Consider the following 26472-nt stretch of genomic DNA (forward strand, 5'->3'; position numbering starts at 1 on the left):
TTTTGGACGTACGCTCTTTTCATTTTACTTGCTAAGCTCGATACACTCAAGCGTTTCTTCCACTTCTATACTACCTTTAACAGATTGTACCATGGAGCAATTCTTACTGGAAATTTCAAGGTTTTTGATAAGCTTATCCTGGTTCAAACGATAGCCTTTGATGACAAAGTGCAGGTTGACTTTCTCAATACGATTCGCCTCGTCCGGGTTTCGTTTGATGTCGGCAGTTACTTTAATATCTTCATATTCGATACGCTGCTTATCGAGAATCTTACGAAATACTCCGATGCTGCATCCTGCAATGGAGGCAATCATCAATTGAAAGGGGCGGAAACCGTACGTCTCATCGCCGGAAATATTCATCTGCCCATACTCAAATGAAGTGCGGACACCGTTCTCTTTAATATAAAAATCCATTGTCAATCACTCCTTTAGTCATTGATGCGCCTTTATTCATATAATAACCGTTTTGAACAGGGAAATAACCTTAATCGAAAAAGAAACAGTTGCCCGGTGGGATCTGGTTCGTTTACGATTAGTGAGTAAGGAGGAAGCCTGATGGTATCAAAACAAACACGATTCTGGATTCTCATTGGTCTTGTCACCATTTCCGGCTTTTCACAAGGGATGCTCCTTCCTTTAATTGCCGTGATTCTAGAACAAAATGGAACATCTTCATCGATAAATGGACTGCATGCAACGGGGCTTTACATAGGGATCTTGATTTCTTCCCCGTTCATGGAAAAGCCGCTGCAAAAGCTTGGTTTTAAACCGATGATTATGATTGGTGGAGCCTTGGTCTTTGTTTCCCTTGCCCTATTCCCGTTCTGGCAGGCGCTTTGGTTCTGGTTTATGCTTCGCGTTACGGTCGGAATCGGAGACCAGATTCTTCACTTCGGCACGCAGACCTGGATTACCGCTACATCGGCCAAAGAAACCCGGGGCAGAAGCATCGCCTTTTACGGCCTGTTCTTCAGTCTTGGATTCACACTCGGACCGCTGATGACCAACTTGTTGGATATCAGCCTGTATGCGCCATTCCTTGTTTCATCCGCTCTCAGCTTGTTCGTGTGGTTGTTCATGCTCCGCGTCCGCAACGAAATGCCCGAAAAAGACCATACCACAGCCTATGGAACAAGTTCAATCAAAAGGTTCGCAAAAGCGCTTCGACTTAGCTGGGTCGCTTTTCTACCCCCATTGACGTACGGATTCTTAGAGGCAACCCTCCACGGAATCTTTCCGGTTTACGGGATGAGAATCGGACACGATGTGAATATTCTATCGTTTATCATTCCAAGCTTTGCCGCTGCCAGTCTGTTATCCCAAATACCGCTCGGCGCTCTTAGTGACCGCATCGGACGAAAGAAAGTCATCCTCACCGTTGTGACGGGAGGAGTCGTTGCCTTTCTATTTGCTGCATTCTTTGAGAACTCCGTCGTCTGGCTGTTTACCACGTTTGCTTTTGCAGGCTTGTGTGTCGGGTCGTTATTCTCTTTAGGTATTTCCTATATGACGGATTTATTACCAAAAGAATTGCTGCCCGCAGGAAACATCCTATGCGGAATGGCCTTCAGCGTCGGCAGTATTCTCGGACCATTCTTCTCCGGTGCCTTTCTCGACTGGTTCCCGGGGCTGTCTTTCTTCTACATCATCGTCGGACTGCTTGTCGTCGTGTTTCTCTCCACGGCTTTGGGACCAGAAGAACGAAAAGCTCACGAATCACCTGCCACATAGTAAAGCCCTAGCAGATATCTGATCGGGCAAGCTGTTAAAAAAGTATGGAGAAAGGTTCTGTTACAAATGGAGTGGACAGCGGGGTGGAAAATAATTCGCTTTCCGCGGCCCAACAGGACGTTGGGTCGTTCGACGTTGCCACAGGACGTGGCGGTTTTAGTTCGAACATCCTTGTTCAATTTTGAACTCAGACTTCGTCTTCGGGGATCTCGCCGAGGTCCGTGCATCCCGCAGGAGTCTCACCATTTTCCACCCCACTGTACGAAAGCAGTGGGAACAGAAACGAGTGGGGACGTGGAAAGCCGGACTTTATGTTGTGCAATCATCGCTCTTTTGGATGGTAGCATAAGAGGTTCCGTCCCCTTTAGGTAAAGGTGTTGGAGAAACGGGGAGACTCCTACCGGATTGGAGGACAGCGTGAGATCCCGCAGTGAGCGAAGCGAGCGAGGAAGCTCACCGACCGCCGGTGGAAAGCGAGTCGTTTCTCCAACACCTTTACTCCTTTTCTCAGAGAACCGATAAGACCCAACCGAAAATTAATCGTTCGTATCAAGCGAGAGTGCTAGAACATTCATCATAGCCTCTTTTTCTTCGGAAAAGAGAAGAGCCTGCTGATCAGCAGGCTCAAGCACAGGTCGGGCATTTCCCGTATATTTCGAATTTGTGATTTTCAATATCGTAGCCTTGGAGGTTATCCTCCACTTTTTCCATTGGACAGAATTCAATCGATTTCGTCCTGCCGCATGTGGTGCAGATGAAGTGATGATGGTGTCCGTGCGTATCGCAGCTTAAACGGAAGTGCTTCTCGCCTCCGAGCTCCGTTGCCTCCAGGATCTCCTCATCCGTCAGCAGATACAAGTTGCGATAGACGGTATCATAGCTCACACCAGGGAAGTCCTTCTGAAACTGCTTGATGATTTCCTTCGCTGCAATATAGGAATCCTGATTAACGAAGATCTCAAGCATTCTTTCACGCTGTTTCGTTCGCTTATAGCCTTTTGCCTTCAGTTTCTCGAGTGCCGTTTCTATTTTCAAGATGCTTCACCCTTTACTAAAAATTGCTTCTGCATTCGCTTATACATGATCGTCATAATAAGAATGAGAACGGCTGTCATGACGATGGTTCCTCCTGGAGGTACGCTCAAGTGGTAAGCAGAATAGAGACCTGTGATGACAGAAGTCTCGCCGAATACAATGGAAAGCCCGATTGTCTGTTTAAAGCTTCTGGACAGACGGAGCGCTGCCGCAACAGGCAGAGTCATCAATGCCGAAACGAGCAGAATCCCGACAACCTGCATCGAGGATGCGATGACCAGCGCCACCATGACAATGAACAATAGATGGATCCATCGTCCACTTACCCCTGATATCGAAGCGTGTTCTTCGTCGAACGAAAGAACAAACAGCTCTTTATAAAAGAGAATCACAATCGCAATGACTCCGAGCGTAATGAAGAGTACCGTCCAGACACTGGAGCGGTCGACCGCCGTCACACTTCCGAATAAGTAGCTGAATAAATCCGTATTAAATCCATCCGCAAGTGAAATGAGAATAACCCCTAGGCCGATTCCACCCGATAAAATAATCGGAATGGCCAACTCTTCATAATGTTTATAGACCTTGCGAAGCCTCTCAATAAGAATCGCACCTGCTACCGAGAAGACCATCCCCATATAAATCGGATTCCAATCGTTAATGGCCGAGACGCGTTTCTCCAACAGCAGGCTGGCCGCTATACCTGTAAGCGTAATATGTGACAGTGCATCTGCGATCAAGGAAAGTCTTCTCACGACAATGAACACACCGAGAAGCGGGGCGACAAGTCCGATCAACAGCCCTGTTATCACGGCGTTTTGTAAAAATTGATACTGCATCAAGCTTTCGATCATGAGTGGCTCACCCCACTATGGTCATGGTTGTGTGAAAGCTGCTGAACCGCATGACCGTAGAGCTGATTCAGGTCCTCTTCGCTGAATTCCTTATAATCATCCGAATGACCGTGGAAGTGAATCGTCTTATTCATACACACGACATGAGTCGCGTGATCCGTGATGGTGCCAATATCATGGGTGACCATGAGGAGCGTAATCCCCTTCTCCTTGTTCAGCTTACCAAGCAGGTTGTAAAAGTCTGTTACGTGCTTGGCATCGACCCCTACCGTCGGTTCATCCAGGATGACGAGGGAAGGATCACTGACGAGCGCCCTTGCGATAAAGACACGCTGCTGCTGTCCACCGGATAATTCCCCGATATTTGTGTCGGCATACTCTTCCATCTCAACAGTCCGAAGAGCCTCCATCGCTCTCTCTTTGTGCTTTCGATTAAAGAAAGAGAAGGTACCCATTCGGGAAACCAGACCACTTTTGACGACTTCGATCACTGTAGCCGGAAAGCCGGAATTGAAGCTGTTCGCCTTCTGGGAAACAAAGCCGATTTCTTCCCACTTATCAAACTTCTTAATCGACTCTCCGTAAAGCTGCACGCTTCCGACATCCGGTTTCGAGAGGCCGAGCATCAGCTTGATCAACGTGGATTTACCTGAACCGTTCGGCCCCACCAGACCAAGAAACTGCCCTTCATAGATCGAAAGGTTCACATCTTTAACGACCCATTCTTTTTCATATTTAAAGGAGAGATCTTTCATCTCCACAATTGCATTTTGTTTCATCGTGTTCCCTCTTTTGTAAATAATAATGATTACGGATTATTCCTGTCCCCATCATAAACCACAGACACGGAAGAATCAAATATCAGATATGTATCCTAACAATGAAAAACCAGAGCGCACATGCGCCCTGGTTCTGGTTAGAGATGTCTATTGTATCGTTTTTCAAAATAATCTTGAAGAGCTGAAAAAATCATCGTGAGCGGCCAGTAGATCAGTGCCGCTGTAATATACATCGTCATGGAATCGACTGTACGCCCCGCCGCAATCTGGGCTTTATTGAGTATTTCCGGAACCGAAATCATCGCAGCAAGCGACGTCGCTTTCAGCAAATCGAGAAACACATTTCCGAGCGGCGGAATGGCGATTCTCGTCGCCTGAGGCATAATGATGCGTCTGATCGTCTGCCAATAAGAGAATCCTAGTGCACGTGCCGATTCCCACTGCCCGTAAGCAACACTGTTTAAGGACGCACGATTGATCTCCGCAATATAGGCGGCACTGTTTGTCCCGAATCCGATGATAGCGGCTACCGTTGCCGGAAACTCAATGCCAACGACTGGCAATCCAAAGTATAGAACGAATAGATAGACCAGAATCGGCGTTCCGCGCATGAATGAAATATACAGCCTTGCCGGCCACCGGAGATAAATATGATCCGACCCTCGAGCAAGGGCAAGAAAGAAGCCAAGAATGAGGCCGATCAACATTCCGATGACAGCAACAAGCATGGTGAGCGGAACTCCCTGCAAAATAAAAGGAAGGTTGTCCCATGCTCGTTCGACGTTAAACAACTTTTCGATTTGAATGGAATCGATCTCTATTCCCAGCATAAGAAACCCCTACAAATCTAAGCCTTCGATTTCACGTACGTCCATTTCCGGCTTCTTAGAAGCGTCTTTTCCTCCGAAGAATTCCTCAGAAAGCTCGGTAAGTGTGCCATCTTCTCTCATTTCCTGAAGTACAGCATCGATTTCTTCTTTCAGCGTTGACGCTTCCTTAGGAAGGACGATGGCTGAATTCGTTGGATGGAATTGAAGGTCCGGGTGAAGCTGAACTTCAATATCCGGTAATGCCTGTAGTGCTAGTGACTGTAAGTAATAGTCGTTAATAATGAAGTCCGTACGTCCGTTTTCCACGTCACGTAGATAAACGTCATTCGTCACGTTACCATATGTCGTCGTTGTCGCTCCGAAATGTTCGGCAATTTCCGAGAAGACGGTTGTCGCTCCACCACCGTGCTTCTTCCCTTCTAGATCTTCAAGAGTTTCAATACCGGAAAGATCGGATTCACGAACAATCATCGTAGAGTAGGAATACTTATAAGGCTCTGTGAATGTGAACTGTTCCTTACGTGCTTCCGTAACTTCCATGTCATTGATGACTGCATCGATACGACCGCTGTTGATGGCTGCAAGCAAGCCGTCGACACCGTACTCCTCAAACTTCAGCTCCAGACCAAGACGGTCCGCAACCTCTCTCATTACTTCAACATCGTATCCTGTCATTTCGTCTGATCCTTCAGGATAATAAGAAGCTGGGAAAAGTGTACCGGATGTTCCGACTACAATTTCTCCATTTTCCTGTATCTCTGTCCATTTCGCGTCAGATGACGCTTCGCTATTATCAGCATTTCCTTCACTTTCGTCACTGGATGACCCACAAGCAGCCAACAGAACGGTGAAAGAGACCATAAGAATGAATAAAAGTCCTTTACGCATGTGTATGTCCACCTTTCAATAAATTTAACACCTCTTAAATATAGCAAGTAGACAGCTGTCGTATCAACTGTATCGCACTCTTTTTTAAAGTTTGAATATTACAAAAAAGAAGTAGAAAAACTTGACTAAGCACTTTTTTAAGCTAAAATAATAATATGTACTACATTATAATTATTATAATCTAAATGCTACTCATTCTCAATTACAAATACTTAAGGAGTTGATCCAATGTCCACAGATTCCCGCTCCCTATTGAATCCGTCATGGTTTCCAGCCTTTTTATCAGACCATTCTTGGAAAGAACACCTGGAGCTTATTGCTGCATTACTGAGTGGAGCGCTTGTATTGTGTGCTTGGTTGCTTTCAGACAGTGTGTCAACATCTACTTATATTACGCTTCATCTCATAGCCTTTACGATTGGCGGCTTCGCTAAAGCGAAGGAAGGGATTGAAGAGACGATTCAGGAGAAAGAATTGAATGTCGAGCTGTTGATGATTCTCGCAGCCATCGGATCGGCATCGATCGGCTACTGGACAGAGGGGGCGATCCTTATCTTCATCTTCGCTCTAAGCGGAGCCCTGGAAACGTACACGATGAATCGAAGCCAGAAGGAAATCTCATCCCTTATGGATCTTCAACCGGAGGAAGCGACCCTGCTCACGGAAAATGGTCACGAAACCGTTCATGTTTCCACCCTCCGATTAGGAGATCAGATTTTGATCAAGGCGGGGGAACGCATTCCGGCGGACGGTGCGATACAAAAAGGCACGTCCAGTATTGATGAAAGTGCGATTACGGGAGAATCTGTTCCGCTTACGAAGGGACTGAACGAAGATGTTTTTGCAGGTACCGTGAATATAAGCGGAAGTCTGACTGTGACCGTCACAAAGCCTTCAAGTGACACCGTCTTTCAAAAAATCATCCAAATGGTACAGTCCGCTCAGAGCGAAAAGTCTCCGTCCCAGCTTTTCATTGAAAGGTTTGAAGGGACGTATGTCAAAGTCGTCCTGCTCGTCGTTGCTCTCATGATGGTCCTTCCCCCCTTCCTATTCGGCTGGACGTGGATGGACACCATCTATCGCGCGATGATCCTACTCGTCGTCGCTTCCCCCTGTGCATTGGTCGCTTCCATTATGCCGGCTACGCTGTCAGCCATTACGAACGGGGCCAAATCAGGACTGTTATTTAAAGGAGGCGTCCATGTCGAGAACTTGTCCCACATTGAAGCCATCGCTTTTGATAAAACCGGAACGTTGACGAACGGCCAGCCCGTCATCACCGATGCTATTTACGCATCTGGAACAGACCACGACTACACCCTGAAAATCAGCGCTTCAATCGAGCAGGAATCCAATCACCCGCTTGCGAAAGCTCTTGTAGCTTTTGCAAAAGAAAAAGACGTTGAATTAGTATCCGTGGATGAGATGAACGATATGAGCGGTCATGGGGTCAAAGCTCTGATTCAAGGGGAAGAATGGAAGATCGGTAAACCGGACTTTGTAGGCAAAGAGGAAGCAGAGGCCTTCGAGGAAGGCATCGCAGAAAAACTGGCTGAAGAAGGTAAAACCGTCATCTTCGCCAAACGCGGTCCACAGATTGTCGGACTGTTCGCACTGAAAGATACGGTGCGAGAGGATACGAAGCTAGCCGTTAAAGGACTTAAAAAACGAGGTGTCTACACGATCATGCTGACGGGGGACAATAAAACGACCGCTGCCGCTATCGCCGAAGAGGTCGGGATCGACGCCTATATCGCAGAATGTCTTCCGGAACAGAAAGTCGAAGAAGTGAAAAAGCTGAAACAGCACTTCGGTCAAGTCGCCATGGTCGGTGACGGCATCAATGACGCCCCTGCCCTCGCAACAGCTGATTTAGGCATTGCGATGGGAGAAGGAACAGATGTCGCTCTGGAAACCGCAGATGTCGTTCTGATGAAGAATAACCTGCCGAAGATCGTCCAGGCGATGAAGCTGTCTGAGCGCATGAACAGGATAGTGAAACAAAATGTGGTGTTCTCTATTGCCGTCATTACCTTGTTGATCATCAGTAACTTCCTTCAACTGCTGGACCTTCCATTAGGCGTTATCGGACACGAGGGCAGCACCATCCTCGTTATTTTGAACGGATTACGGTTACTCAGAGGATAAGATATAAGTAAAAGACCCGAGTGGAAGCATTCGGGTCTTTCACTTCGTGAAATCCTATTTTTTCTTATAGATTTTACGCAAACCCAATACCGCCACTCCGCCAGCGGCGATCAAGGAAAGGTAGAGTGGATATCGATTAGACAAAGATAAGTCTACCGTATTTACCGGTTCCCTTCCTTGACCCAACTGCTCAGGGTCGTCGGAAGGGAGTTGATCGGTTCGGCTGCAGAGTGAAACTTCAGGCTTTCCCCATCCGTCTTTTGCATAGACGATGTACGATTTCCCGGTTTCAAATTCATATCCACAGTCCCCGCCACCTCTTCCTGTTTTCACGATGACCTCACTGTTCTTCTTCCCTTTCCACACCTGATCCACTTCGATCAACGCCTGCTTATGCTTGATTCCAATTCCCTTTTCTTTGATTGCTGTGACTTCTCCAGAAAAGACCGTCCCCGCTTGATCGAGCGCTTCAGAAGGTGGTGGAGGTTGAACACAGGAACAGGCATGGACCTTCGTTACCATCCACCCTCCTGGAAACAGCGAACATATCATCAGTAAAGAAAGAAACCCTAGGACCATCCTCTTAAGCTTTGGATTCGATGCCGTGGGTTCTTCTGAAGATAATGGCATTGATTTCTCCTCCCAATATAATAATGACCCCTGTGAGGTAAAACCAGATCATCAGAACAATGACACTTCCGAGGCTTCCATAGGCGCTTGAGTAATTCCCTAAGTTGCTTACGTAAAAGGAGAAAAGCAGAGACGTCCCCTGCCAGCTTACTGTGGAAAAAAGAGCACCTATTGAGGTGTTTTTGTACTTGATTTTCTTGTTCGGCGCCATGGCAAACAGAAAAGACAGGACGATGAAGAAAATGACGGTAGAAATCATCCACCTCAATGCCTCCCATGCTGTGATGAAGCTGTCTGATAAACCGATATAGGAAAACAGGTACAATCCGATACTATGTCCAAGGACCGGCAGCAATAAGGCAATGCCGATCACAATCACCATCGAAATCGTTAAAACGATGGCAATTAATCGAGTGATTAGGAAGTGACGATCCTCCTTCACCTCGTATGCGCGGTTAAAAGCACGGATGATGGCGTTCACACCATTGGAAGCGGCCCATAACGTTCCGATAATTCCGATGGATAGAATGCCGCCATTTTCATTCTGCAATAATGAAGATACATTATTTGTGATCAAGTCGAATGCTTCCGGCGGTGCATATGTACTGATGAAGGCTAAGACCCGCCCTTCATCCACATTGATAAAACCAAGCAGCGTAACAAGAAAAATCATGAAAGGAAATAGAGAAAGAAGAAAAAAGTATGCGAGCTGTGCCGCCATACCCCCTACATCATCTTTTCCAAACCGTTCGATCAGTTCCTTAACAATGGATACGACTTCCTTCATGACCTTTCTTCACCTCAAGACTTTAAGAAGCTTCTTTGGAATCAACAGCTTTCAGTTGATCCTCCACCTCCTGATTAATTTGCCCGATCTTATCGATCAGTTCTTCTGCCTTATTCAAAATCGCAAGCAGTTCTTCTACACCTTTATTCACCTGCTTGGATACATATTCATAATTCATTCTGAGCGCATGGACAGCCTCCGATGGGTGCTGGATATATCCGCTGCATTTCGTTCCTGCAGAACGGCTCTTTTCTCCTACGTATTTTCTCGTATCCTTATCAAGGAGCATGAGGGCTCCTCCAATCGCTGCACCGACTAATACGCCTTTCCACAATTTCTGCTCTCCCATTATTCTTCCTCCTTTAAGGAATGTTCATTTTTTATTCTTTCCAACCATCGTGAGCACCCTTCACTCACAAGCTGATAAACATAATCGAAATTCCCTGTAAAATACGGATCAGGTACATCCGATTCTTTGGCGCCAGGAATCTCATCGAGCAGCTTCCCGACTACGACGTCGTTCTTTTCACGGATGGCCTTCAAATCTCTCATATTTTGATCATCCATGGCGATCAAGTAATCGAAATCGTCCCAATCTGATTCCGTCACCTGCCTAGCCGATATCCCTTCGTATGAGAGACCCTTTTGATCAAGGATGCCCTTCGTCCCCTCATGGGGGTCTGATCCTACATGCCAATGACCGATTCCGGCCGAATCGACCTCAATTTGTGAAGATAGGCCATCCTTTTGGACCATATCACGAAAAACCGCTTCTGCCATAGGTGATCTACAGATGTTCCCTAAGCAGACAAATAGTACTCGAACCATCATTTCTTCCTCCATACATAGTATTTCATCTTTCTCTATTTCTATAAATGGATAAGGAAACCCTTTTCCACTACATCCCTTATAGCATATTTTCCTCCAAATTACCGCACTAAACATTTCCTCTCGCCATAATCCGAAATCTTCTTGACTTTTGTCAATAATTTTCTGAATATTGTATATAGAACTACTATTTTTCTATAATGGGGGTTGGCAGACATGAATTTAGAAGAAGTGTTGGGGGAGATCAGTTCCGTCGTATGGGGACCTGTATTGCTCACCCTTCTCGTTGGGACAGGCGTATATTTGACGTTACGCCTCGGTTTCCTGCAGTTTAAAACACTGCCCTACGCTTTACGATTAGCGTTTGTACCGAAGAAAAAGAAGTCTGAAAAAGAAAAAGGGGATATCTCCCATTATCAGGCATTGACCACAGCTCTTGCCGCAACAATCGGGACCGGGAACATCGCGGGTGTTGCGACAGCCGTTGTCCTTGGTGGACCTGGAGCCGTATTCTGGATGTGGATCACCGCCATATTCGGAATGGCGACCAAATATGCGGAAGCGGTTCTCGCCGTTAAGTATCGTATAGAAGATCCAAATGGTCAGATGTCGGGTGGACCGATGTATTACTTATCAAGAGGTTTGAAGACGAAGTGGCTCGGAAGAACGTTAGGACTGTTATTCGCCATCTTCGGTTCGATCGCAGCATTCGGAATCGGAAACATGGTACAGTCCAACTCCGTATCGGACGTCATGGAATCAACATTCAGCGTTCCGACGTGGGTTACAGGCATTTTACTTGCAGCATTCGCCGGACTCGTTCTTCTTGGCGGTATCCAAGGAATTGGTCGAGTGACCGCCTTTTTCGTTCCGATTATGGCCGTCTTCTACATCATCGGCGCACTAATCATCATTATTACGAACGCAGGAATGGTTCTTCCCGCATTCGGAACGATCTTCACAGATGCCTTCACGGCCTCAGCTGTCGGTGGCGGAATCTTAGGAACGGTTATCCGGTATGGTGTCGCTCGAGGGGTCTTCTCGAACGAAGCTGGGCTCGGTTCCGCACCCATCGCGGCCGCTGCAGCGAGAACAGACTACGCCGGGCGTCAGGCCCTTGTATCCATGACGCAGGTGTTCATCGATACGATTCTCGTATGTACGATGACTGGACTGACGATCGTCATGGCCGGTCAATATCAAGGAGACTTGGATGGTGCTGACTTGACGACCGCTTCCTTCCAAATCTTCCTTGGTGACATCGGAGCTTACATTGTCACGATCGGACTTATTTTCTTCGCCTTCTCCACTATTGTCGGTTGGTCTTATTACGGCGAGAAGTGCTTCGGGTATTTGACTGGACAGAAGGGAATCGGCATTTACAAACTCGTATTCGTCGGATTCGTATTTGTCGGAGCAGTCGCCCAATTGGATGTCGTTTGGGGACTTGCTGATATCATGAATGGACTGATGGCCTTCCCGAACTTAATCGGCCTCCTGCTCCTATCAGGTGTCGTCGCTGCCGAAACGAACAAATTCCTGAAGGTAGCCAAGAAAGAACGACAAGAAGAAAAAGAAGCCCGCTACAACAACTAAAAGAAAAGAGTAAAGAGCGCCCACTTAGAAACGTGGGCGCTCTTTTTGCGGCTTCTTCTCTTTCTGTTTTACAAAAAAGGGCGCTCCCTAAACCTTTTGCACAATCTAAGAATAGGTCTGCTTTTTGGTTAAATACTGTTCCATCTCCTCAGGGGGAAGCGGCTTACTGAAATAATACCCCTGATAATACGAACAATGATTTTCACGTAAGAACTGCAGCACTTCCTCGTTCTCCACCCCTTCTGCGACCACCTGGAGCTTGAACGCATCCGCCAGTTGAATCATGACCTTCACAATCTCAGAATCACTTGGATCATGATCGACCCCTTTAATAAAGGCTTGATCGATCTTCAGATAATGGATCGGGAACTTCCGCAAGTAGCTCAAGGATGAATAGCCCGTTCCAAAATCATCGATGGATAATGAAACGCCGAGGGCTTTCAAATCCTGCATGGTGCGGATACATTGGTCTGTATTCTGCATCACGCTGTTTTCCGTCACTTCAATTTCAAGGTATTTCGGATCGAGTCCGGTTTCATCTAGCACCTTCTTCACCTTTTCAGCAAAATCCGTTTGTTGAATTTCGTTTGCCGACACGTTGACGGCAACCCGCTCCGGCGCATACCCTGCGTCGATCCACTGCTGATTCTGTCTGCATGCTTCCTGCAGCACCCACTCGTCGAGCTGGGTGATCAACCCCGTCTCTTCTGCCAATGGGATGAATTCTCCCGGGGAGATAAAGCCTTTCTCTGCGTGCTCCCACCTGACCAGCGCCTCCATTCCGCTTATGAACCCTGTTTCCACGTTCACTTTCGGTTGATAGTGAAGGCACAACTCATTGCGGCTGATCGCCTCCCGAAGGTTTCCTTCCATCGAAATTTGATAATCGTGATACTCATTCATATTCGGTGTATAGAACAAGAAATTATGGCGGCCATTGCGTTTGCAGTACTGCATGGAAATGTTGGCACAGTTAATCAATTCATCGGCTGTTGAACAATCCACAGGGTAACGCGCCGTCCCAATTCGTGCTGTCATAAAGATTTCCTTTCCCATGATGTGAATCGGCTGCACGATCTTCTGCAAGATATAATGCCCCTGTCTCGTGAGCTCCTCGCTCGATTGATCATTCAACAAACAAACGATGAATTCATCGCCACCTAGTCTGTACACACGATCTCCATTTTCAATCACACTTTCAATTCTTTCACCCATTAATTTGATTACTTGATCTCCTGCAATGTACCCCATGGCATCATTGATATATTTAAAGCGATCCAGATTACAAAACATAAGAGATACTTTGTCATACTTCTCCATCAAAACAGGCAGATCTTCCTGCAACTTGTTCCGGTTCGGCAGGTCCGTCAAGGGGTCATGGGACGCCATATGCTGGATTCGATGCTCCGCCTCCTGGTAGGAAGTGATTTCAATCGAACTTCCGATTACCTCGACGACGCGCTCTCCTTGGTGAATGGGGGACAACGTCGTATAAAAGTACCTGCCGTTATAGTTATGTTTATAGGACAGTACCTCTCCCTGGAAGCCCCGTTCATATTTATTTTGATAGAATTGTGCTTTTGAATGTCCATAGAGGTCTTCGAGCGTCTGTCCCTGGACGACATCTGTCGTAAGCCCGATGTCTTCGGCCAGCTTTCCTTCAAAAAGGGTATACTGAAAGACACCTTTCTCTATTCTTTTCACTTTAAAGACAAGATTGACAAGCGACTGGACCGTTCTGGAATAATCGCTGTGCGCCTTCTCCAGCTGCCTCGCTTCCCCCTGCTTCTGCCTTGTAATGTCCATACCGAACACGATGTACGAGGGCTCATCTAACAGAGGGACAATGACCGTCCTCATCCAAAACGGCACATCTTCTTGACCAATGAAGCCCAGCTCCCCGTCAAACACCTCTTCCTGTTCCATCCAGTAATGATGAAAGACGTCATTATCTGCAGAAGAGCTTAGAAATTCATGAAAGGACTTACCTTCTATTTCACTATTTTCATAGTTCGCAAGCTCGGAAAAATAGTCGTCGCTGTACAAAATCGTACCATTCTTATCGATCAACATCACCGACAGGACATGGCTCAAAGAACGGAGGAGGTGCTGTTGAGTATGTATATAAGGAACGAGTAGCCTCCCCAGTTCGTCCACGAGCTGCCGTGAAGCATCGTCGAGATGACGACGCTTCAACGTATTGTATAGATCGAAAATGGTATCCATATCAATTTTTGAGTGATTCATTAAATTTTTCATAGGATTCCCCGCATACAATTTTTTCTAAAAAGAGAGCCTCGTTTACGATTAGATTCTTCTCACGCCAGAGGTTCAATACAAGCAGCGCCTGTGTTTTTGGCAGAATTGACGTAAGAACTCACAGGATATGCATCGAAGTCTTCGATGGTCAGCTGTTCTACGAATTGATGGGCTTGTTCCCCACTCCATTTGACCGGTTCGATCCATTGATTCTGCTTATCCCTCGGCAGAATGACAGGCATACGGTGGTGGATGTCGTTCATGAACTCATTGGATTCTCTTGTCAGAATCGTACACGTAAAACGATCCTCTTCTTCGGTCTTCCAATGGTCCCACAGCCCTGCAAAGGCAAATACATTCCGGTTCGCTAATGAAATTCTCATCGGCTGTTTGCCCTCATCCGTCTTCTTCCACTCATAGAAGCTGTCTGCCAGGATCAAGCATCTTCTTTGTGCCATCAGCCTCTTGAAGCTCGGCTTCTCGTGGGCGGTTTCACTTCTTGCATTGATCATTTTGTATCCGATCTTCGGATCTTTCGCCCAGGAGGGAATCAGCCCCCAATCCATCTGTCCTGCTCGTTTTTCCGCCCCATTCTGAATGATGGTCCACACCTTCTGTCCTGGTGCAACATTAAAACGAGGCTCGATATCCTCAGAAATGGTCTCAATTCCAAATTCTTTACGTATTTCGTGGTCGTCAACCGTCAGCGTAAACCTTCCACACATGTTTATCGTCCCCTGTTCGGATTAATTGACAAAGAAGTTCATTTTCACCCCTGTAGTCATCTGCTGTCCTGCATTACTCTGCATGGGATCGATCATGAGCTGATAACGTCCGTTCGTGTACCCGCTCTCTGGAGGATGCACGAGAAAGGTATGAGACTCACTTCCCTCTTCCACTTTCACATCCACCTTGGATCCATCTTCCCGAACAACATAAATAAAGCCCGGTGACTCCTTCATCGTATCATTGAATGTAATCGTCCATAGCTTATCCGGATCAACTTCTTTTATCCCAGCCATCTCGTCATAACTGCTTGAATCGACAGAGGCTGCGGCGGCTGTTTCTACCCGTTGAAAGGATTCGATTTGAAGAAGTCCCTCCTCCTCTCCAATGACTACTCTGTACTTCTGTGTTTCATTGAACCATGGGCTGTCGATTTCCATTTGATAGGTTCCGGGTTCCAGTTTTTGATACGTATATTGCTGATTCCCTTGTTTCTCGAGCAGCGTCTTTCCGGATTGACGAAGTGAAATGAGCGCATTCGGATCTTGCCCCGATGCCCATTCGGTTTTCAAAAACGTCGTTTGTCGCTCATCCTTCAAATACATATGCTCAAGCATCAATTGTCCAGCTGTCGAAAACTCCCAGGATTTTGAGACATCATTTCTAGTACCATCGGCATGTTTGACCTCTGCCTTTATCTCTACACGATAATTTTGTCCAGGTTGCAGCTTCTTTTTTGGAATAAGAAACAGATGACGGTCTCCATGGTCTTCTATCGATGGGGTCACGTTATAGGTTTCTACCTGTTCCCCTTCTTCATCCAGTAACTCAGCGGACTCTACGATCAACTCATCGTTCGGAAATCCGAAGTGTCGATAGCTGATCGGATATCCGGTCCATATCCTGTTTTCATCGAAGAAGCGGAGAGGATTCGGTGATTCATTCGCAAACCACGAAACCTTCACCTGTTCTTGATCCGGGGCTGGGTAAACGACAGTACGGGGTTCCTGCAAGACCCCTTCTCCTCCGTAGTTGGCGACGAAATCCCCTGAAGCATTCTGAGCTGTTCCTATGAATTGAAACCTTGGATCGAGCAGGCTCAGCCTGTGATATGGGGCATCGAATAAGTGATTGATCGAGGTAAGCGCACTCTCTTCGTGGTACGTAATCCCTTCACCGACAACCCCTGTATAGTCCACATGATCGGCGCGGTGCTTCATACTGTACCCCGTAAAAAATTCACTTTCCGTCTGCTGTTCAAAATGACCGTCATCCGGGTATTGCTCCAAGTAACCGGCATGGTTCTCAGCCATTTTCTTTAAAGAATCATGGGACCTGAAGAGGGGAAGTCCAAGCTGTTCCCGGTACACATTGACCCGCTCCAATGAGTGCTGCTGAAGTGTTTCTGTTTGATCTGAGGGTAAATTGCTGAGGTGTTGACTTCCTTCCGCTCCTGCCTCGATTGAAGGTGACAACAATGAAGCCACTATAAGTAAGAAAGGTAAGACGAATACTCGCATCATGGTGCTCATCCTCCTGTCTATATCTCTTTCTATCCACCATACTAGTAAACGCTTTCTGTTATGATAGGATGATACTTGCGTACAAAAAAAGGTACTTAAGGAACATTATCCTTAAAGCACCTCATTTAAACGTATTCGATTCAGAAGCCGAGCTTGCGATTCACTTTCCCCTCGTACTGCCTGAACGCATTGGACTGTGAGATGTTGCGCTTCTCCATCAACACATCGAAACGAATCCTCTTCTCAGACAGTTGCTTCACATAAGGCTGTCTTTCTTCTGGATCTTTGATCGTGTGAAGAAGCTCCTCTATTTCAACAATCTCTTTTTGGAGCCGCATTTCTTCCGGAAGCATGTTGGCGTTTTTCAAAATTCGATAGCTGTTACGAAGCTCAGCCGGGACATGGGCGAATTCATCCTCAGGCAGGGGCTTTCCCTTGCCCGGCAGGTTATCGAAATCTCCATTCTTCATCGATTGCTTAATCTTCTCTTCGATCAGATGTTCAAAGCCCATACACTCATCCCCTTATGATCGGTTTTGATACTGTGCCATGGCGTTCAAAGCTTGCGACTCTACAGGCTGATGAATCATTTCGATCTTTCGGTCCTGCTTGTCCTTCGACAGTTCCTTATACACGTCTCCAGATAACCCTAATCCAACTTCGGCCGCGTCTTCCACAGACTGAGCATAATACACGGTCTGGATGCCGGAGAAATACATCGCCGTCATGCACATCGGGCAAGGTTCACCACTTGCATACATCACACAATCACTCAAATCGGTCGTTCCCCACTCTTCTTGCAATTTCCTTAGAACAGCGATCTCAGCATGACCGGTAACATCAGACTTTTTATGGAGCGTGTTGACCCCTTCTGCTACCACAGCACCGTTTTTCATCAGAACAGCACCGAATGGGTGTCCGCCTTCTTTGACATTTCGAACAGCCAGCTGTAAAGCTCTTTCTAACCCATCATGCATGACAGGATCACGTCTCCAATCTTTTTTGTAATGTCCCCCTCAGACCATCCGCTACTGCGTCGACTTCAAGGATACGCCTCAACTTTTCATGATTTTTGCGGTCATGATAAAGGACCTCATTAACTTCGGCAACCGGAACCTCTGCAGGGTGCCGCTCCACCAGACTCATCATATCGCCGGGTGTCACACTCCCCTCCTGCAGGACCCGCAAATAAAATCCGGTAAACCCTTCCTTGGTCACTCGTGCAGGGAAATCGTCAATGCCGTGTGTTCTTGCGATAATGTAACAAGGCTTTCTCGGCTCTGATATTTGCAGCAAAGCATCCCCAAGCTGAAAAATATCGCCTACGCACACATCGCGCTCATCAATGCCTTCGACCGTTATATTTTCACCGAATGCGGGAAATGCAAAAGACTTGTTATACGTTTCTTCCCAATGGCGATAGTGCTGGGCCGGGTATAAGCAGACCGCTTTATCACGTCCACCATGATTTTTCTTATCCGCCTGTTCATCCCCTTCGAAATTCAAATACGTCAAAAACGTCGTTTCGTTTACAGGCGTCTTTCGATAGGCACTCTTCAAGTCCCCTTTTTCCGTTGCATACACTTCAGGCCGGCCGACGTTCAACGACAGCAGCTTATACTTCATGTAAGGTCCCCTCTCTCCACTTGGCAATCCATGCAGGAAGATAATCATAGCTCCAGGCATCACTCGGATAGTCTACAAACACGTCTTCTCCATTCTCATACAGGACTTGTATCAATTCATTGATCGCTCCGAAATAAAAGGTGTATAGGAATTCATAGCTGAACGGTTCTTTCGGCATATGCTGCTCGGCGCATACGGTCGGATTGCTGTAATTCAAGTACGTACGGCAAGGAATCGGGCGCACTTCATACGCCATACAGAGCTGTGTTTCAGGGTTGAGCATCGGGCAAGGGAGATTCAGACGTTTATAGGCGAGCTTCGTTTCGGAATCTTCCGGATCCATTTGAAGGGCTTCTGACAGCTTTGTCTTATTCTGTTCAAAATAATTCTCCCAATGTGCAAAGATCTCCTGCTTTCTGTGCTCATCAAAATGCTCAATCGAACGGAACATCATCTTGGCTTCCATTCGGCTCAACACAATCGGGAAATAACAGCAGAATGCACATCCCATAAAACAGTTCGGCTTCATGTCGACGAAAGACTCCATCCGGCCTATTTCATGGTCCACTTCATCCAAAAGACGCTGAAACCCCCGAAGAACCACATCTTCCGTAGGATCTTCACTTTCAAGCAGATCATCGACGACCGCATCAAAAACGCCTGGATCGATGTCATACTGCTCATTTATCTTTTCACATTTATCTATGATTTCTTGGTGATTCAAAAATGTCTTCACAAGGAAAAACTCCTTATCTTATCATATTGTCTTACGATCAAACCTGTCGGAACACCACAGGGGAAAACTGGATGGCTGACCGCATTTTATTGTTACCTATCATTATACATATCCTTAGGTCTTGTTTCATAATCTGTGGAGTAACCACCAATTTCCTATTGTGAAACCCCCAGAAACCTTCTATCATAAGAGAAGTCTTATAAGAGAATCTAGCATCTATGGAGGTACGTCTCATGTTTTCTAGTGCAGAAATTGGTATCGATCTCGGTACTGCCAATATATTGATATATTCTAAGTCTAAAGGAATTCTACTTAACGAACCATCCGTCGTCGCTTACAACACCGAAACCAAAAACGTTGTAGCCGTCGGAAAAGAAGCGAAAGAAATGGTCGGGAAGACTCCTCGTAACGTCATTCCTGTGCGCCCACTTAGGGACGGAGTCATTGCCGACTATGATATGACAGCTCAAATGTTAAAAGAGCTGATGAAAAAAGTGTCCAAGAAATCCGGCATTTCCATGCGTAAGCCGAATGTCGTCGTATGTATCCCATCTGGTGCCACATCCGTCGAGCAGCGTGCCATACGCAATGCCGTGAAAAGTTACGGTGCTAAAGATGTCCAACTTATTGAAGAGCCGATTGCCGCAGCGATCGGTGCAGACCTGCCTGTGGATGAACCGATTGCGAATGTCATTGTAGACATCGGAGGCGGTACAAGCGAGGTCGCGATCATCTCATTCGGCGGTGTCGTTTCGTGCAAGTCCATCCGCGCCGGTGGTGATGTCATGGATGAAGAAATCATCAAATACGTCCGCAAAGAGTACAACGTATTGATTGGTGAACGAACCTCCGAACAAATCAAGATGGAGATTGGTTACGCGCTGATTGATCATCCTGAGGAAAAAATGGAAGTACGAGGCCGTGATATGGTGAACGGTCTTCCGAAAACGATTGAACTTTCATCAAAAGAAATTCAGTCGGCTCTACGTGAATCGCTTGAACAACTTCTAGAGACGATTCGCGCAACGCTTGAGGAATGCCCTCCAGAACTAAGTGGGGATATTGTAGATCGAGGTGTCATCTTAACGGGTGGCGGATCACTCCTTAAAGGGATGCAGGACTGGCTTTCAGAAGAGATCTTCGTTCCGGTCCACATGGCGCCGAACCCTTTGGAATCGGTCGCAATCGGAACAGGACGCTCCCTGTCGATGATGAAGAAACTGCAGAAAGCAACGAAATAAGACGTTTTAACATAAAACAAACGATGCCTACGCACGTAAGGCATCGTTTGTTTTTTCTTTGCTCTTTTTCAGAAGGCTTATCCTTCCTCCTAGTTTGAATACAAGCACTCCGATAATGAGAAGCCCGAGTCCCAGACCTTTCTGAGCGGTAAAAGTCATTTCTTCAAACCCGAACAGTCCGAATGTGTTGACGATCGATGCCATGGCGAGCTGAGACACCATCACGATACTGACAGCATACGCAGGACCGAGCTCCTGCATACCGCGCATCAACCCGAAGACGATCCCCACGCCGAACACGCCTCCGAGCAGGTAAATCGGATTCACGCCTGATAAATCGAAGAGGTTCCCCCCGTCCATGATGAAAAATACCGGAATGGACACAAACAAGCCGATTCCAAGTACGATTGTCGTCGTCGCCCAGGACCCGCCCTTTTCACTGATGCGTGTGTTAAAGACGTTCTGCATACTGATCAACACACCTGCAATGACAGAAAGTATAATGCCAAACATCCTGATCCCTCCTTATTCGTAGATGTTTCCTTTCGCTTTTTCCCTCAATAAATCTAAGTCCTTAATCCGTATCGAGCCTCGTTTTCGCTCAATGATCCCCTGTTCGTGAAAGTTGAGAAGAATACGATTCAGGTGTCGATAGCTCGTTCCCATGACATCAGCGAACTCCTGCAAATTCGACGTCCTCATCTCTTCATGGAACATCGACCCTTTTCCATCTTCTGAGATGGACAATAAGTAACTCGCAAGCCTGACATCCACCGGGTACAACATATTCAGCGTGGAAGCATGGGATTCTGTATAAAACTTGTGGCTGATCACCTCAAGCAGGTAATGTAGGAAGCGGGTATTCTCCTGCTCAAACATGCGGAGATCCTGGAAAGAGATGCCGACCATATACCCGTCCGTGACCGCTTCTACCGTATGGAACACCTCTGTCCCCTGGATGTACTCGACATCGCCTATGATCGCCATCGGTGTTTTGAACCGCAGAATCAGTCCCTTTCCCTCTTGAGATACGGTATGGATTTTAATTTTTCCGCTTAACAGAAAATACATATGCTCGAGGGAATCGCCTTTCACGCAGAGAATGTCCCCTTTTTTCACTTCAAAATATTTCATTCGCTCGATTGTGGCCTGAGTGAACACGCGCTCAAGCCCGTAATCCTCTATCTTGACTTTGCTTTCTTTGATTTCCTTCATCTGTATCCTTCCTTACCATTTGAAGATGACGACGCCTGACACGATCATTACGAGCCCGATGATTTGGTGGGTCTGGATCCGCTGCTTCACTTCTCCGAACCAGCCTCTGCATTCGACTAAGAACGCTAGTCCCAACTGGGCCACAAGTAAGATTGAAATCGCTGCGGCTGGTCCAAGCAGCTGAATCGCTGTCAGCTCAGAGAATACGACCGGCACACCAAAAGATCCTCCAACATAGTAAAAGGGATGGACGCGCTTCAACCCCTCTATACTTCCGTCTCGCTTATTCAAATAAACCACCAGAGCCAACGAGAAAGCTACGACGTGTACAACGACTGTTGTATGCCACCCGCTTAAAGCTGTGCCCATGTTTGAATTGAAGATTCCCTGCAAGGTAATGCACAGACCTGCCAGAATCGAAAAAAGTACACCTTTCATTTCATACGTCTCCTTTACCTGTTCTTCCTCTATCCATTGAAACCCATTTCCACTTGTTAGAAAAGGACATATGTCCGAAATGATTCTTTATACTTTGGCAGGGATTCAGCCTATTTTGTCGAATGAAATCTAATATAGAAGGGAATACCCTAAGCAGGCTTGGTTTGTTAAACTTAAACCATACACTGGATAAGGACGTGTGGAAGCCCGTCACAGTGGGCGTATAGAAGATTTGTCAGGAAAAGGAGAACCCTTATGAAACTATCTACGATTCTGAAATGGATCACAGGCATATGTGAAGCGTTACTGGCGATCCCAGTAGCAGGCGGTCTTTTCGTACTGAGCAGCGGATGGGGACCACTATTATTCATGTTCATCATCCACGCCATTACATTAGTGCTGTCCATTCGTGATAACCGATCATTTGCAGGAAGCATTCTCGGTTTGATTACAAGCGTGATCGCTGTCATCCCGATTCTCGGCTGGATCATGCACACCGTCACAGCCATCGTACTGCTGATTGACGGCGGCCGTTCGACCCGCTTGGACAAAACCGCTTAGAGATCATTATTTTACCAGGGGGAAGCATTTATGTTTACAGTCATTTGTTTTTTTCGCGTGAAAGATTCCCAGTTGGATTCTTTCTTGAAAATGGCACGACAGTCTGGAGAAATACTCGAGTCTCACGGAACCCTTCAACACCACATGTTCTTTTCCCATGAAGCGACAGGTCGACAAGGTTCCATGGGCATGCTGAACTTGATTGAAGTGGAGGAAGACGAAGAGCTGTTGCTTGGTCAGACTTTGTTCAAAGATGAACAACATTACCATGAAGTGATGGCCTCGATCGGCTTCAATGATATTATCCACTATTTGAGCAACCATATTAAAGACATTGTGGAAATGAACAAAGTCGTCACCTCCACCTTCAACACCGAAAAACCCGAAACCCCAATCTCAGAGCAGCTAAATTAAAAGGAGGAGTCATGGATGAAGATTGTTGTATTAGGAGCAGGTGCACTAGGTGCGTACTTTGGAGCCCGATGGCAGCAGGCAGGGCATGAAGTCATCAATTTAGTTCGGGACGGCCGTGCGGAGCAGTTGGAGAAGAACGGCCTCCAGTTACATAGCGCAATGGGAGACTATACGGTCGATGAACTGACCATCGCCACAAGCCCCGAGCAAATTGTGGAACCGGACCTCGTCTTTCTTGCCGTAAAAGGATACCACCTGCACGGAACGTTGGACTGGCTGAAAGCACTCGTTCAGAAAGGGGCTAAGGTCTATCCGGTTCTGAACGGAATGGAGCACATCTCTATTTTGCAGAAGGAGCTTGGAGAAGAAGCAGTCATGGGCGGGTTATCGTACATTATCGCAACGCTTGATGAGAATGGACACGTCGTTCACACCAGCAAGTTTCACGACCTTGTATTCGGACCTCTCCACCCTTCTCAGCAGGGTATCTGCGAGGAGTTAGCGCTGGCATGTAATCAAGCGAACATGAACAGTTCACTCAGTCCGAATATTTTAGAGGATATGTGGAAGAAGTACATGTTCATCTCTGCCTTTTCCGGCATTACAACGGCGGTCAATCAGCCGATCGGCGTTGTCAGAAGTTTTCCTCAAACCTTCCGAATCGCTGAGCGCGTACTGGAGGAAATGAAGGATTTGGCCGTAGCCCATAAGATCAGTTTGACCGATGAACATGTCGCTCAAGCCTTTGAGCGTCTGCGCGGGTTCGACCATGAGATGACATCCTCCATGCACCAGGATCGCCGCAAAGGGCTGCCGCTCGAGTCCGAACATCTGCACGGTGGAGCGCTCCGTCTGGCTGAAGAAGTTAATCTTTCCATGCCTTACACAGAAACGATTCTCGGCATGATTAAACCTTACGAAGCATACGGAAACTAATAAAAGGAGCGCTACTGTAACGGTAGCGCTCCTTTTCAGACTGTTGAACAAGTATGGAGAACGGTTCTGTTACAAATGGGGAAAACAGCGGGATGGAAGTAGTGGAAACAGAACCGAGCTTATATATGTAAGGCTGGACGTTATCCCCTGATATCATTTATCGCCTTTTTTAGATGATAGCATAAGAGGTTCCGTCTCCACTTCATAAAGGTTTTGGCGAAATGGCGAGACCTATGGGAGCAGAGTACAGATGAGACCCCACAGCGACCGAAGGGAGCAAGGAGACTCGGGGCGTAGCCCATGGAAAGCGAGTTGTTTCGCCAAAGCCGCTCCTCAAGCTTTATAAGAACCGACAGGACTTTCTCGACAACCTAAAAAAGCCACGCTGAGCTTTCAGCATGGCTTATTCATCGGCATATTCACTTATTTGAGGACGTTCGCCTCTTTTCAAATCACGAATGGTTAAACCAAAGTCCATTTGAAGGTGCGGATAGTCTTTGAAGTTCGTCCAGTCTCCGCCCCACTCAAACCCCATATCTTTCGCGATTCTTGCGACTTCGAGCCAATCGGCTTTTCCATTTCCATTATCATCCCGCTGTGTATCCCACACAACGTCGCCACCCTCCGTCCTTAAAGCAAAATCAATGGCAAGTCCGTAATTGTGGTACGACTCCCCCGCTTTCGCATAGGTGACGATATTTCCTTCTGTCGATCTGCCCTGGGCATACAATTTTTTCTGTCTCTCTTCCGTTCGATGTCCTTCCGTGATGACGACATCGATGCCCTTCTGCTCTGCTTGAGCGACAAGGTCATCTTTATATTTTTCCACCAACGGATGAAGCATCGTCGGCAGGGGCGTTTCTTCTGAGTTCTCTGTATTCGTTTGAACGACGGGTGCAGGGTTCGGGTCTATTCTGGGGAACATGAATAATAGAAGCAAGGCTACACAGCCGATAAATACGGCGAATGCTACAATGTTCGAGAGAATCCTCACGCACACAGTCCTTTCTATGATGTAGTCTCTATGATTAAGAATACCATATAAAAAGATTGATAGAAATTGTTGTGACTGAAAAATCCATCCTATAAAATGTAAAATATACCAACAAAAACTGAGGCGATTCTATGAAATCTATTTATATTCTATTATCAAACACCGGTTCTTTACCGACCAGAGCCATAAAAGCTGTCACATCCGCTCCTTATAACCATGCATCCCTTGCGCTTGACCAAGACATGAAACGCATCTACAGTTTCGGCAGGCGCAGACCGACCAATCCTTTCTGGGGAGGCTTTGTAGAGGAGGATTTTGTCCAGGGTACGTTCAGCTGGTACCCGTACAGTACGTGTGCTGTCTATGAATTGAGGGTAACAAGACGCACGTATCAAAAGCTCGAGAGAATCATCAAGGCTTTCAGCCGTAATTACAAAACCCTTTTCTACAACTATATCGGCCTTCTCGGCGTCCCTGTGAATCAGCCGATCGATGTGCCGGCAAGCTATTTCTGTTCTCAATTCGTTGCAGAGGTGTTGAACCGGAGCGGGGTTCGTCTATTCGAAAAAAACAGCGCCCTCGTCACACCCGATGACTTCAGGCGACACGAAGATTTAGTGATGATTTATGAAGGGCCTCTATACGAGTATCCTTTCCTTCATTCTTACTCGTGGTATCAGCCGAAAAAATACCGTTCCTTCCCTTTCCGAAAATATATGAAGCAGCAAGTGAAGTCTGAGGTGCTGGGGATTTATGAAGAAGAGGGACGAACGTACCAATTCAGAGACGGATTTGTAAAACCTAAGAAAATTCTCATATCCAATAAAATCCACCGGTTGAAGAGTCTATTCCACTCTGTCAGAAAGGCAGAGTGACGAAGGACTGTGGTAAGGACTCCTACTCTCTTCCTATCAGCATGATATAATAGGAATAGATTAAGAGAATTGGAGTGGCACCTAGTGAGACGCTTTCGACAAAAACCGACCCGAACGATCTATGAAATCCTGATGATTGTACTTGCAGGATTCTCTGTCGCAACGATATGGAAACAAACTGGATACAACAGCTACATCGTCTGGGGAACCTGGTCGATCTTTTTCCTCGACTTCCTATACCGTCTTTTCCAAAGCGAAAGCAAGTGGGAATTCGTGAAGAAGAATCCCTTTATCGTCATCGCAGCCATTCCGCTTGATGCCGTCTTTCAATTCGCACGTGTCGCACGTATCCTGCACCTCCTGCGATTGAAGTCGATGACCAAGTACTATACGATGCCGTTCATCCGGTTTTTGAAAAAACAGCACCTCCTCCTCGTATCCGGCATAACATTCGGGCTTGTCTTCCTATTGATCATTCCTTTACATCTTGCGGAGACCGAATTGGAATCCTACGGGGAAGCGTGGATCAGCGCCCTCCTCTCTCTGACGTTTTTCGGACGGAGTGGATTCGAGCCTGAAACAGCGGTCGGACAGGTCATCATCGTCCTTTTCACCATCCTCGGTGTCATTCTGCACGGACTCATCCTCAGCACAGCTGTCGATTACCTCCTTCAGTCATCCATCGCTGAAAGAATGAAGCAGCGTTTGAATCGTTGAACCCTTTTCCACATCGGAAAAGGGTTTTTTTCTGCAAATTCATGTGTTTAAGATGCATTAAAAAAAGGAATATTTCTCCTGTACGTATGACAGGGAGGTGCA

Annotated in this window: 31 protein-coding genes; 10 read left to right on the top strand and 21 right to left on the bottom strand. The window is 46.7% G+C overall.

Going from position 1 to position 26472, the window contains the following annotated elements:
- Positions 1-24: 24 nt before the first annotated feature.
- Positions 25-417 (bottom strand): OsmC family protein, encoded by a 393-nt coding sequence (locus tag LCM20_RS15020; protein WP_225196300.1) that lies wholly within the window; start codon positions 415-417, stop codon positions 25-27.
- Positions 418-558: 141 nt separating this feature from the next.
- Here LCM20_RS15020 and LCM20_RS15025 point away from each other — a divergent pair, with 141 nt between their 5' ends.
- Both LCM20_RS15025 and LCM20_RS15030 read left to right on the top strand, forming a co-directional pair.
- Positions 559-1734: an MFS transporter gene (locus tag LCM20_RS15025; RefSeq protein WP_225196301.1), complete on the top strand. Its 1176-nt coding sequence runs from the start codon at positions 559-561 to the stop codon at positions 1732-1734.
- 181 nt (positions 1735-1915) lie between these two features.
- Entirely contained in the window at positions 1916-2083 is a 168-nt protein-coding gene (locus LCM20_RS15030; RefSeq protein WP_225196302.1) for a hypothetical protein, read from the top strand.
- 275 nt (positions 2084-2358) lie between these two features.
- Here LCM20_RS15030 and LCM20_RS15035 read toward each other — a convergent pair whose 3' ends face one another.
- The 5 genes from LCM20_RS15035 to LCM20_RS15055 form a co-directional block, all read right to left on the bottom strand.
- On the bottom strand, positions 2359-2769 hold the full coding sequence (locus LCM20_RS15035) for a Fur family transcriptional regulator (protein WP_225196303.1): 411 nt from the start codon (positions 2767-2769) through the stop codon (positions 2359-2361).
- Positions 2766-3623: a metal ABC transporter permease gene (locus LCM20_RS15040; RefSeq protein WP_225196304.1), complete on the bottom strand. Its 858-nt coding sequence runs from the start codon at positions 3621-3623 to the stop codon at positions 2766-2768. Before LCM20_RS15040 ends, LCM20_RS15035 begins: the two co-directional genes overlap by 4 nt.
- The gene (locus tag LCM20_RS15045) at positions 3620-4402 is read right to left on the bottom strand and encodes a metal ABC transporter ATP-binding protein (protein ID WP_225196305.1); all 783 of its coding nucleotides are present in this window, start codon (positions 4400-4402) and stop codon (positions 3620-3622) included. Before LCM20_RS15045 ends, LCM20_RS15040 begins: the two co-directional genes overlap by 4 nt.
- A 137-nt stretch (positions 4403-4539) precedes the next feature.
- Positions 4540-5232, bottom strand: coding sequence for an amino acid ABC transporter permease (locus tag LCM20_RS15050; protein ID WP_225196306.1), 693 nt, complete (start codon positions 5230-5232; stop codon positions 4540-4542).
- Positions 5233-5241: 9 nt separating this feature from the next.
- The gene (locus LCM20_RS15055) at positions 5242-6120 is read right to left on the bottom strand and encodes a transporter substrate-binding domain-containing protein (RefSeq protein ID WP_225196307.1); all 879 of its coding nucleotides are present in this window, start codon (positions 6118-6120) and stop codon (positions 5242-5244) included.
- A 228-nt stretch (positions 6121-6348) separates the two neighbouring features.
- On the opposite strand from LCM20_RS15055, the gene LCM20_RS15060 reads away from it, so the two are divergent.
- Positions 6349-8268, top strand: a complete 1920-nt coding sequence (locus LCM20_RS15060; RefSeq protein ID WP_225196308.1) for a heavy metal translocating P-type ATPase — start codon at positions 6349-6351, stop codon at positions 8266-8268.
- 54 nt (positions 8269-8322) lie between these two features.
- On the opposite strand, the gene LCM20_RS15065 is transcribed toward LCM20_RS15060, so the two are convergent.
- The 4 genes from LCM20_RS15065 to LCM20_RS15080 all read right to left on the bottom strand — a co-directional run bounded on the left by LCM20_RS15065 (position 8323) and on the right by LCM20_RS15080 (position 10513).
- Positions 8323-8790 carry a hypothetical protein gene (locus tag LCM20_RS15065; RefSeq protein ID WP_225196309.1) on the bottom strand — a complete coding sequence of 156 codons (468 nt, stop codon included), beginning with the start codon at positions 8788-8790 and terminating at the stop codon, positions 8323-8325.
- 61 nt (positions 8791-8851) lie between these two features.
- On the bottom strand, positions 8852-9685 hold the full coding sequence (locus tag LCM20_RS15070) for a YihY/virulence factor BrkB family protein (RefSeq protein ID WP_225196310.1): 834 nt from the start codon (positions 9683-9685) through the stop codon (positions 8852-8854).
- A gap of 22 nt (positions 9686-9707) precedes the next feature.
- Positions 9708-10034, bottom strand: a complete 327-nt coding sequence (locus tag LCM20_RS15075; RefSeq protein ID WP_225196311.1) for a YtxH domain-containing protein — start codon at positions 10032-10034, stop codon at positions 9708-9710.
- Positions 10034-10513: a low molecular weight protein-tyrosine-phosphatase gene (locus tag LCM20_RS15080; protein WP_225196312.1), complete on the bottom strand. Its 480-nt coding sequence runs from the start codon at positions 10511-10513 to the stop codon at positions 10034-10036. Before LCM20_RS15080 ends, LCM20_RS15075 begins: the two co-directional genes overlap by 1 nt.
- A 216-nt stretch (positions 10514-10729) precedes the next feature.
- On the opposite strand from LCM20_RS15080, the gene LCM20_RS15085 reads away from it, so the two are divergent.
- Positions 10730-12109 carry an alanine/glycine:cation symporter family protein gene (locus tag LCM20_RS15085; protein ID WP_225196313.1) on the top strand — a complete coding sequence of 460 codons (1380 nt, stop codon included), beginning with the start codon at positions 10730-10732 and terminating at the stop codon, positions 12107-12109.
- Positions 12110-12214: 105 nt separating this feature from the next.
- On the opposite strand, the gene LCM20_RS15090 is transcribed toward LCM20_RS15085, so the two are convergent.
- The 7 genes from LCM20_RS15090 to LCM20_RS15120 form a co-directional block, all read right to left on the bottom strand.
- The gene (locus tag LCM20_RS15090) at positions 12215-14356 is read right to left on the bottom strand and encodes a GGDEF and EAL domain-containing protein (protein WP_225196314.1); all 2142 of its coding nucleotides are present in this window, start codon (positions 14354-14356) and stop codon (positions 12215-12217) included.
- Between the two features lie 71 nt (positions 14357-14427).
- Positions 14428-15093, bottom strand: a complete 666-nt coding sequence (locus tag LCM20_RS15095) for an SOS response-associated peptidase (RefSeq protein ID WP_225196315.1) — start codon at positions 15091-15093, stop codon at positions 14428-14430.
- A 21-nt stretch (positions 15094-15114) separates the two neighbouring features.
- Positions 15115-16617, bottom strand: coding sequence for a CAP domain-containing protein (locus tag LCM20_RS15100; RefSeq protein ID WP_225196316.1), 1503 nt, complete (start codon positions 16615-16617; stop codon positions 15115-15117).
- Between the two features lie 140 nt (positions 16618-16757).
- On the bottom strand, positions 16758-17129 hold the full coding sequence (locus LCM20_RS15105) for a DUF1992 domain-containing protein (RefSeq protein WP_225196317.1): 372 nt from the start codon (positions 17127-17129) through the stop codon (positions 16758-16760).
- Between the two features lie 12 nt (positions 17130-17141).
- Positions 17142-17594, bottom strand: coding sequence for a nucleoside deaminase (locus tag LCM20_RS15110; protein ID WP_225196318.1), 453 nt, complete (start codon positions 17592-17594; stop codon positions 17142-17144).
- A 7-nt stretch (positions 17595-17601) separates the two neighbouring features.
- On the bottom strand, positions 17602-18243 hold the full coding sequence (locus LCM20_RS15115; protein WP_225196319.1) for an MOSC domain-containing protein: 642 nt from the start codon (positions 18241-18243) through the stop codon (positions 17602-17604).
- Positions 18233-18979 (bottom strand): YkgJ family cysteine cluster protein, encoded by a 747-nt coding sequence (locus tag LCM20_RS15120; RefSeq protein WP_225196320.1) that lies wholly within the window; start codon positions 18977-18979, stop codon positions 18233-18235. Before LCM20_RS15120 ends, LCM20_RS15115 begins: the two co-directional genes overlap by 11 nt.
- 233 nt (positions 18980-19212) lie before the next feature.
- On the opposite strand from LCM20_RS15120, the gene mreBH reads away from it, so the two are divergent.
- The gene (gene mreBH, locus LCM20_RS15125; protein ID WP_225196321.1) at positions 19213-20220 is read left to right on the top strand and encodes a rod-share determining protein MreBH; all 1008 of its coding nucleotides are present in this window, start codon (positions 19213-19215) and stop codon (positions 20218-20220) included.
- A 27-nt stretch (positions 20221-20247) separates the two neighbouring features.
- On the opposite strand, the gene LCM20_RS15130 is transcribed toward mreBH, so the two are convergent.
- The 3 genes from LCM20_RS15130 to LCM20_RS15140 are packed head-to-tail and all read right to left on the bottom strand — an operon-like array spanning position 20248 to position 21873.
- Positions 20248-20733, bottom strand: a complete 486-nt coding sequence (locus LCM20_RS15130) for a DMT family transporter (RefSeq protein WP_225196322.1) — start codon at positions 20731-20733, stop codon at positions 20248-20250.
- A gap of 12 nt (positions 20734-20745) precedes the next feature.
- Positions 20746-21435: a Crp/Fnr family transcriptional regulator gene (locus LCM20_RS15135; protein WP_225196323.1), complete on the bottom strand. Its 690-nt coding sequence runs from the start codon at positions 21433-21435 to the stop codon at positions 20746-20748.
- A 12-nt stretch (positions 21436-21447) separates the two neighbouring features.
- Complete coding sequence (locus LCM20_RS15140; RefSeq protein ID WP_225196324.1) at positions 21448-21873, bottom strand: DMT family transporter; 426 nt, start codon at positions 21871-21873, stop codon at positions 21448-21450.
- A gap of 255 nt (positions 21874-22128) precedes the next feature.
- On the opposite strand from LCM20_RS15140, the gene LCM20_RS15145 reads away from it, so the two are divergent.
- From LCM20_RS15145 to LCM20_RS15155, 3 genes are read left to right on the top strand one after another with little or no spacing between them, the layout of a single operon-like run.
- A complete protein-coding gene (locus LCM20_RS15145; protein WP_225196325.1) occupies positions 22129-22434 on the top strand; it encodes a hypothetical protein in 306 nt (101 codons plus the stop codon).
- A gap of 30 nt (positions 22435-22464) precedes the next feature.
- Positions 22465-22848, top strand: coding sequence for a DUF1428 family protein (locus tag LCM20_RS15150; protein ID WP_225196326.1), 384 nt, complete (start codon positions 22465-22467; stop codon positions 22846-22848).
- 15 nt (positions 22849-22863) lie between these two features.
- Positions 22864-23784, top strand: coding sequence for a ketopantoate reductase family protein (locus LCM20_RS15155; RefSeq protein WP_225196327.1), 921 nt, complete (start codon positions 22864-22866; stop codon positions 23782-23784).
- Between the two features lie 403 nt (positions 23785-24187).
- Here LCM20_RS15155 and LCM20_RS15160 read toward each other — a convergent pair whose 3' ends face one another.
- Entirely contained in the window at positions 24188-24709 is a 522-nt protein-coding gene (locus tag LCM20_RS15160) for a M15 family metallopeptidase (protein ID WP_225196496.1), read from the bottom strand.
- A gap of 200 nt (positions 24710-24909) precedes the next feature.
- Between LCM20_RS15160 and LCM20_RS15165 the strand changes: the two genes are divergently transcribed.
- Positions 24910-25653, top strand: coding sequence for a hypothetical protein (locus LCM20_RS15165; RefSeq protein ID WP_318247321.1), 744 nt, complete (start codon positions 24910-24912; stop codon positions 25651-25653).
- A gap of 84 nt (positions 25654-25737) precedes the next feature.
- Positions 25738-26370, top strand: a complete 633-nt coding sequence (locus LCM20_RS15170; RefSeq protein WP_225196328.1) for a hypothetical protein — start codon at positions 25738-25740, stop codon at positions 26368-26370.
- The last annotated feature ends 102 nt before the right edge of the window (positions 26371-26472 follow it).

This window comes from Halobacillus litoralis (assembly GCF_020171725.1).
GTDB classification, from domain to species: domain Bacteria; phylum Bacillota; class Bacilli; order Bacillales; family Halobacillaceae; genus Halobacillus; species Halobacillus litoralis_F.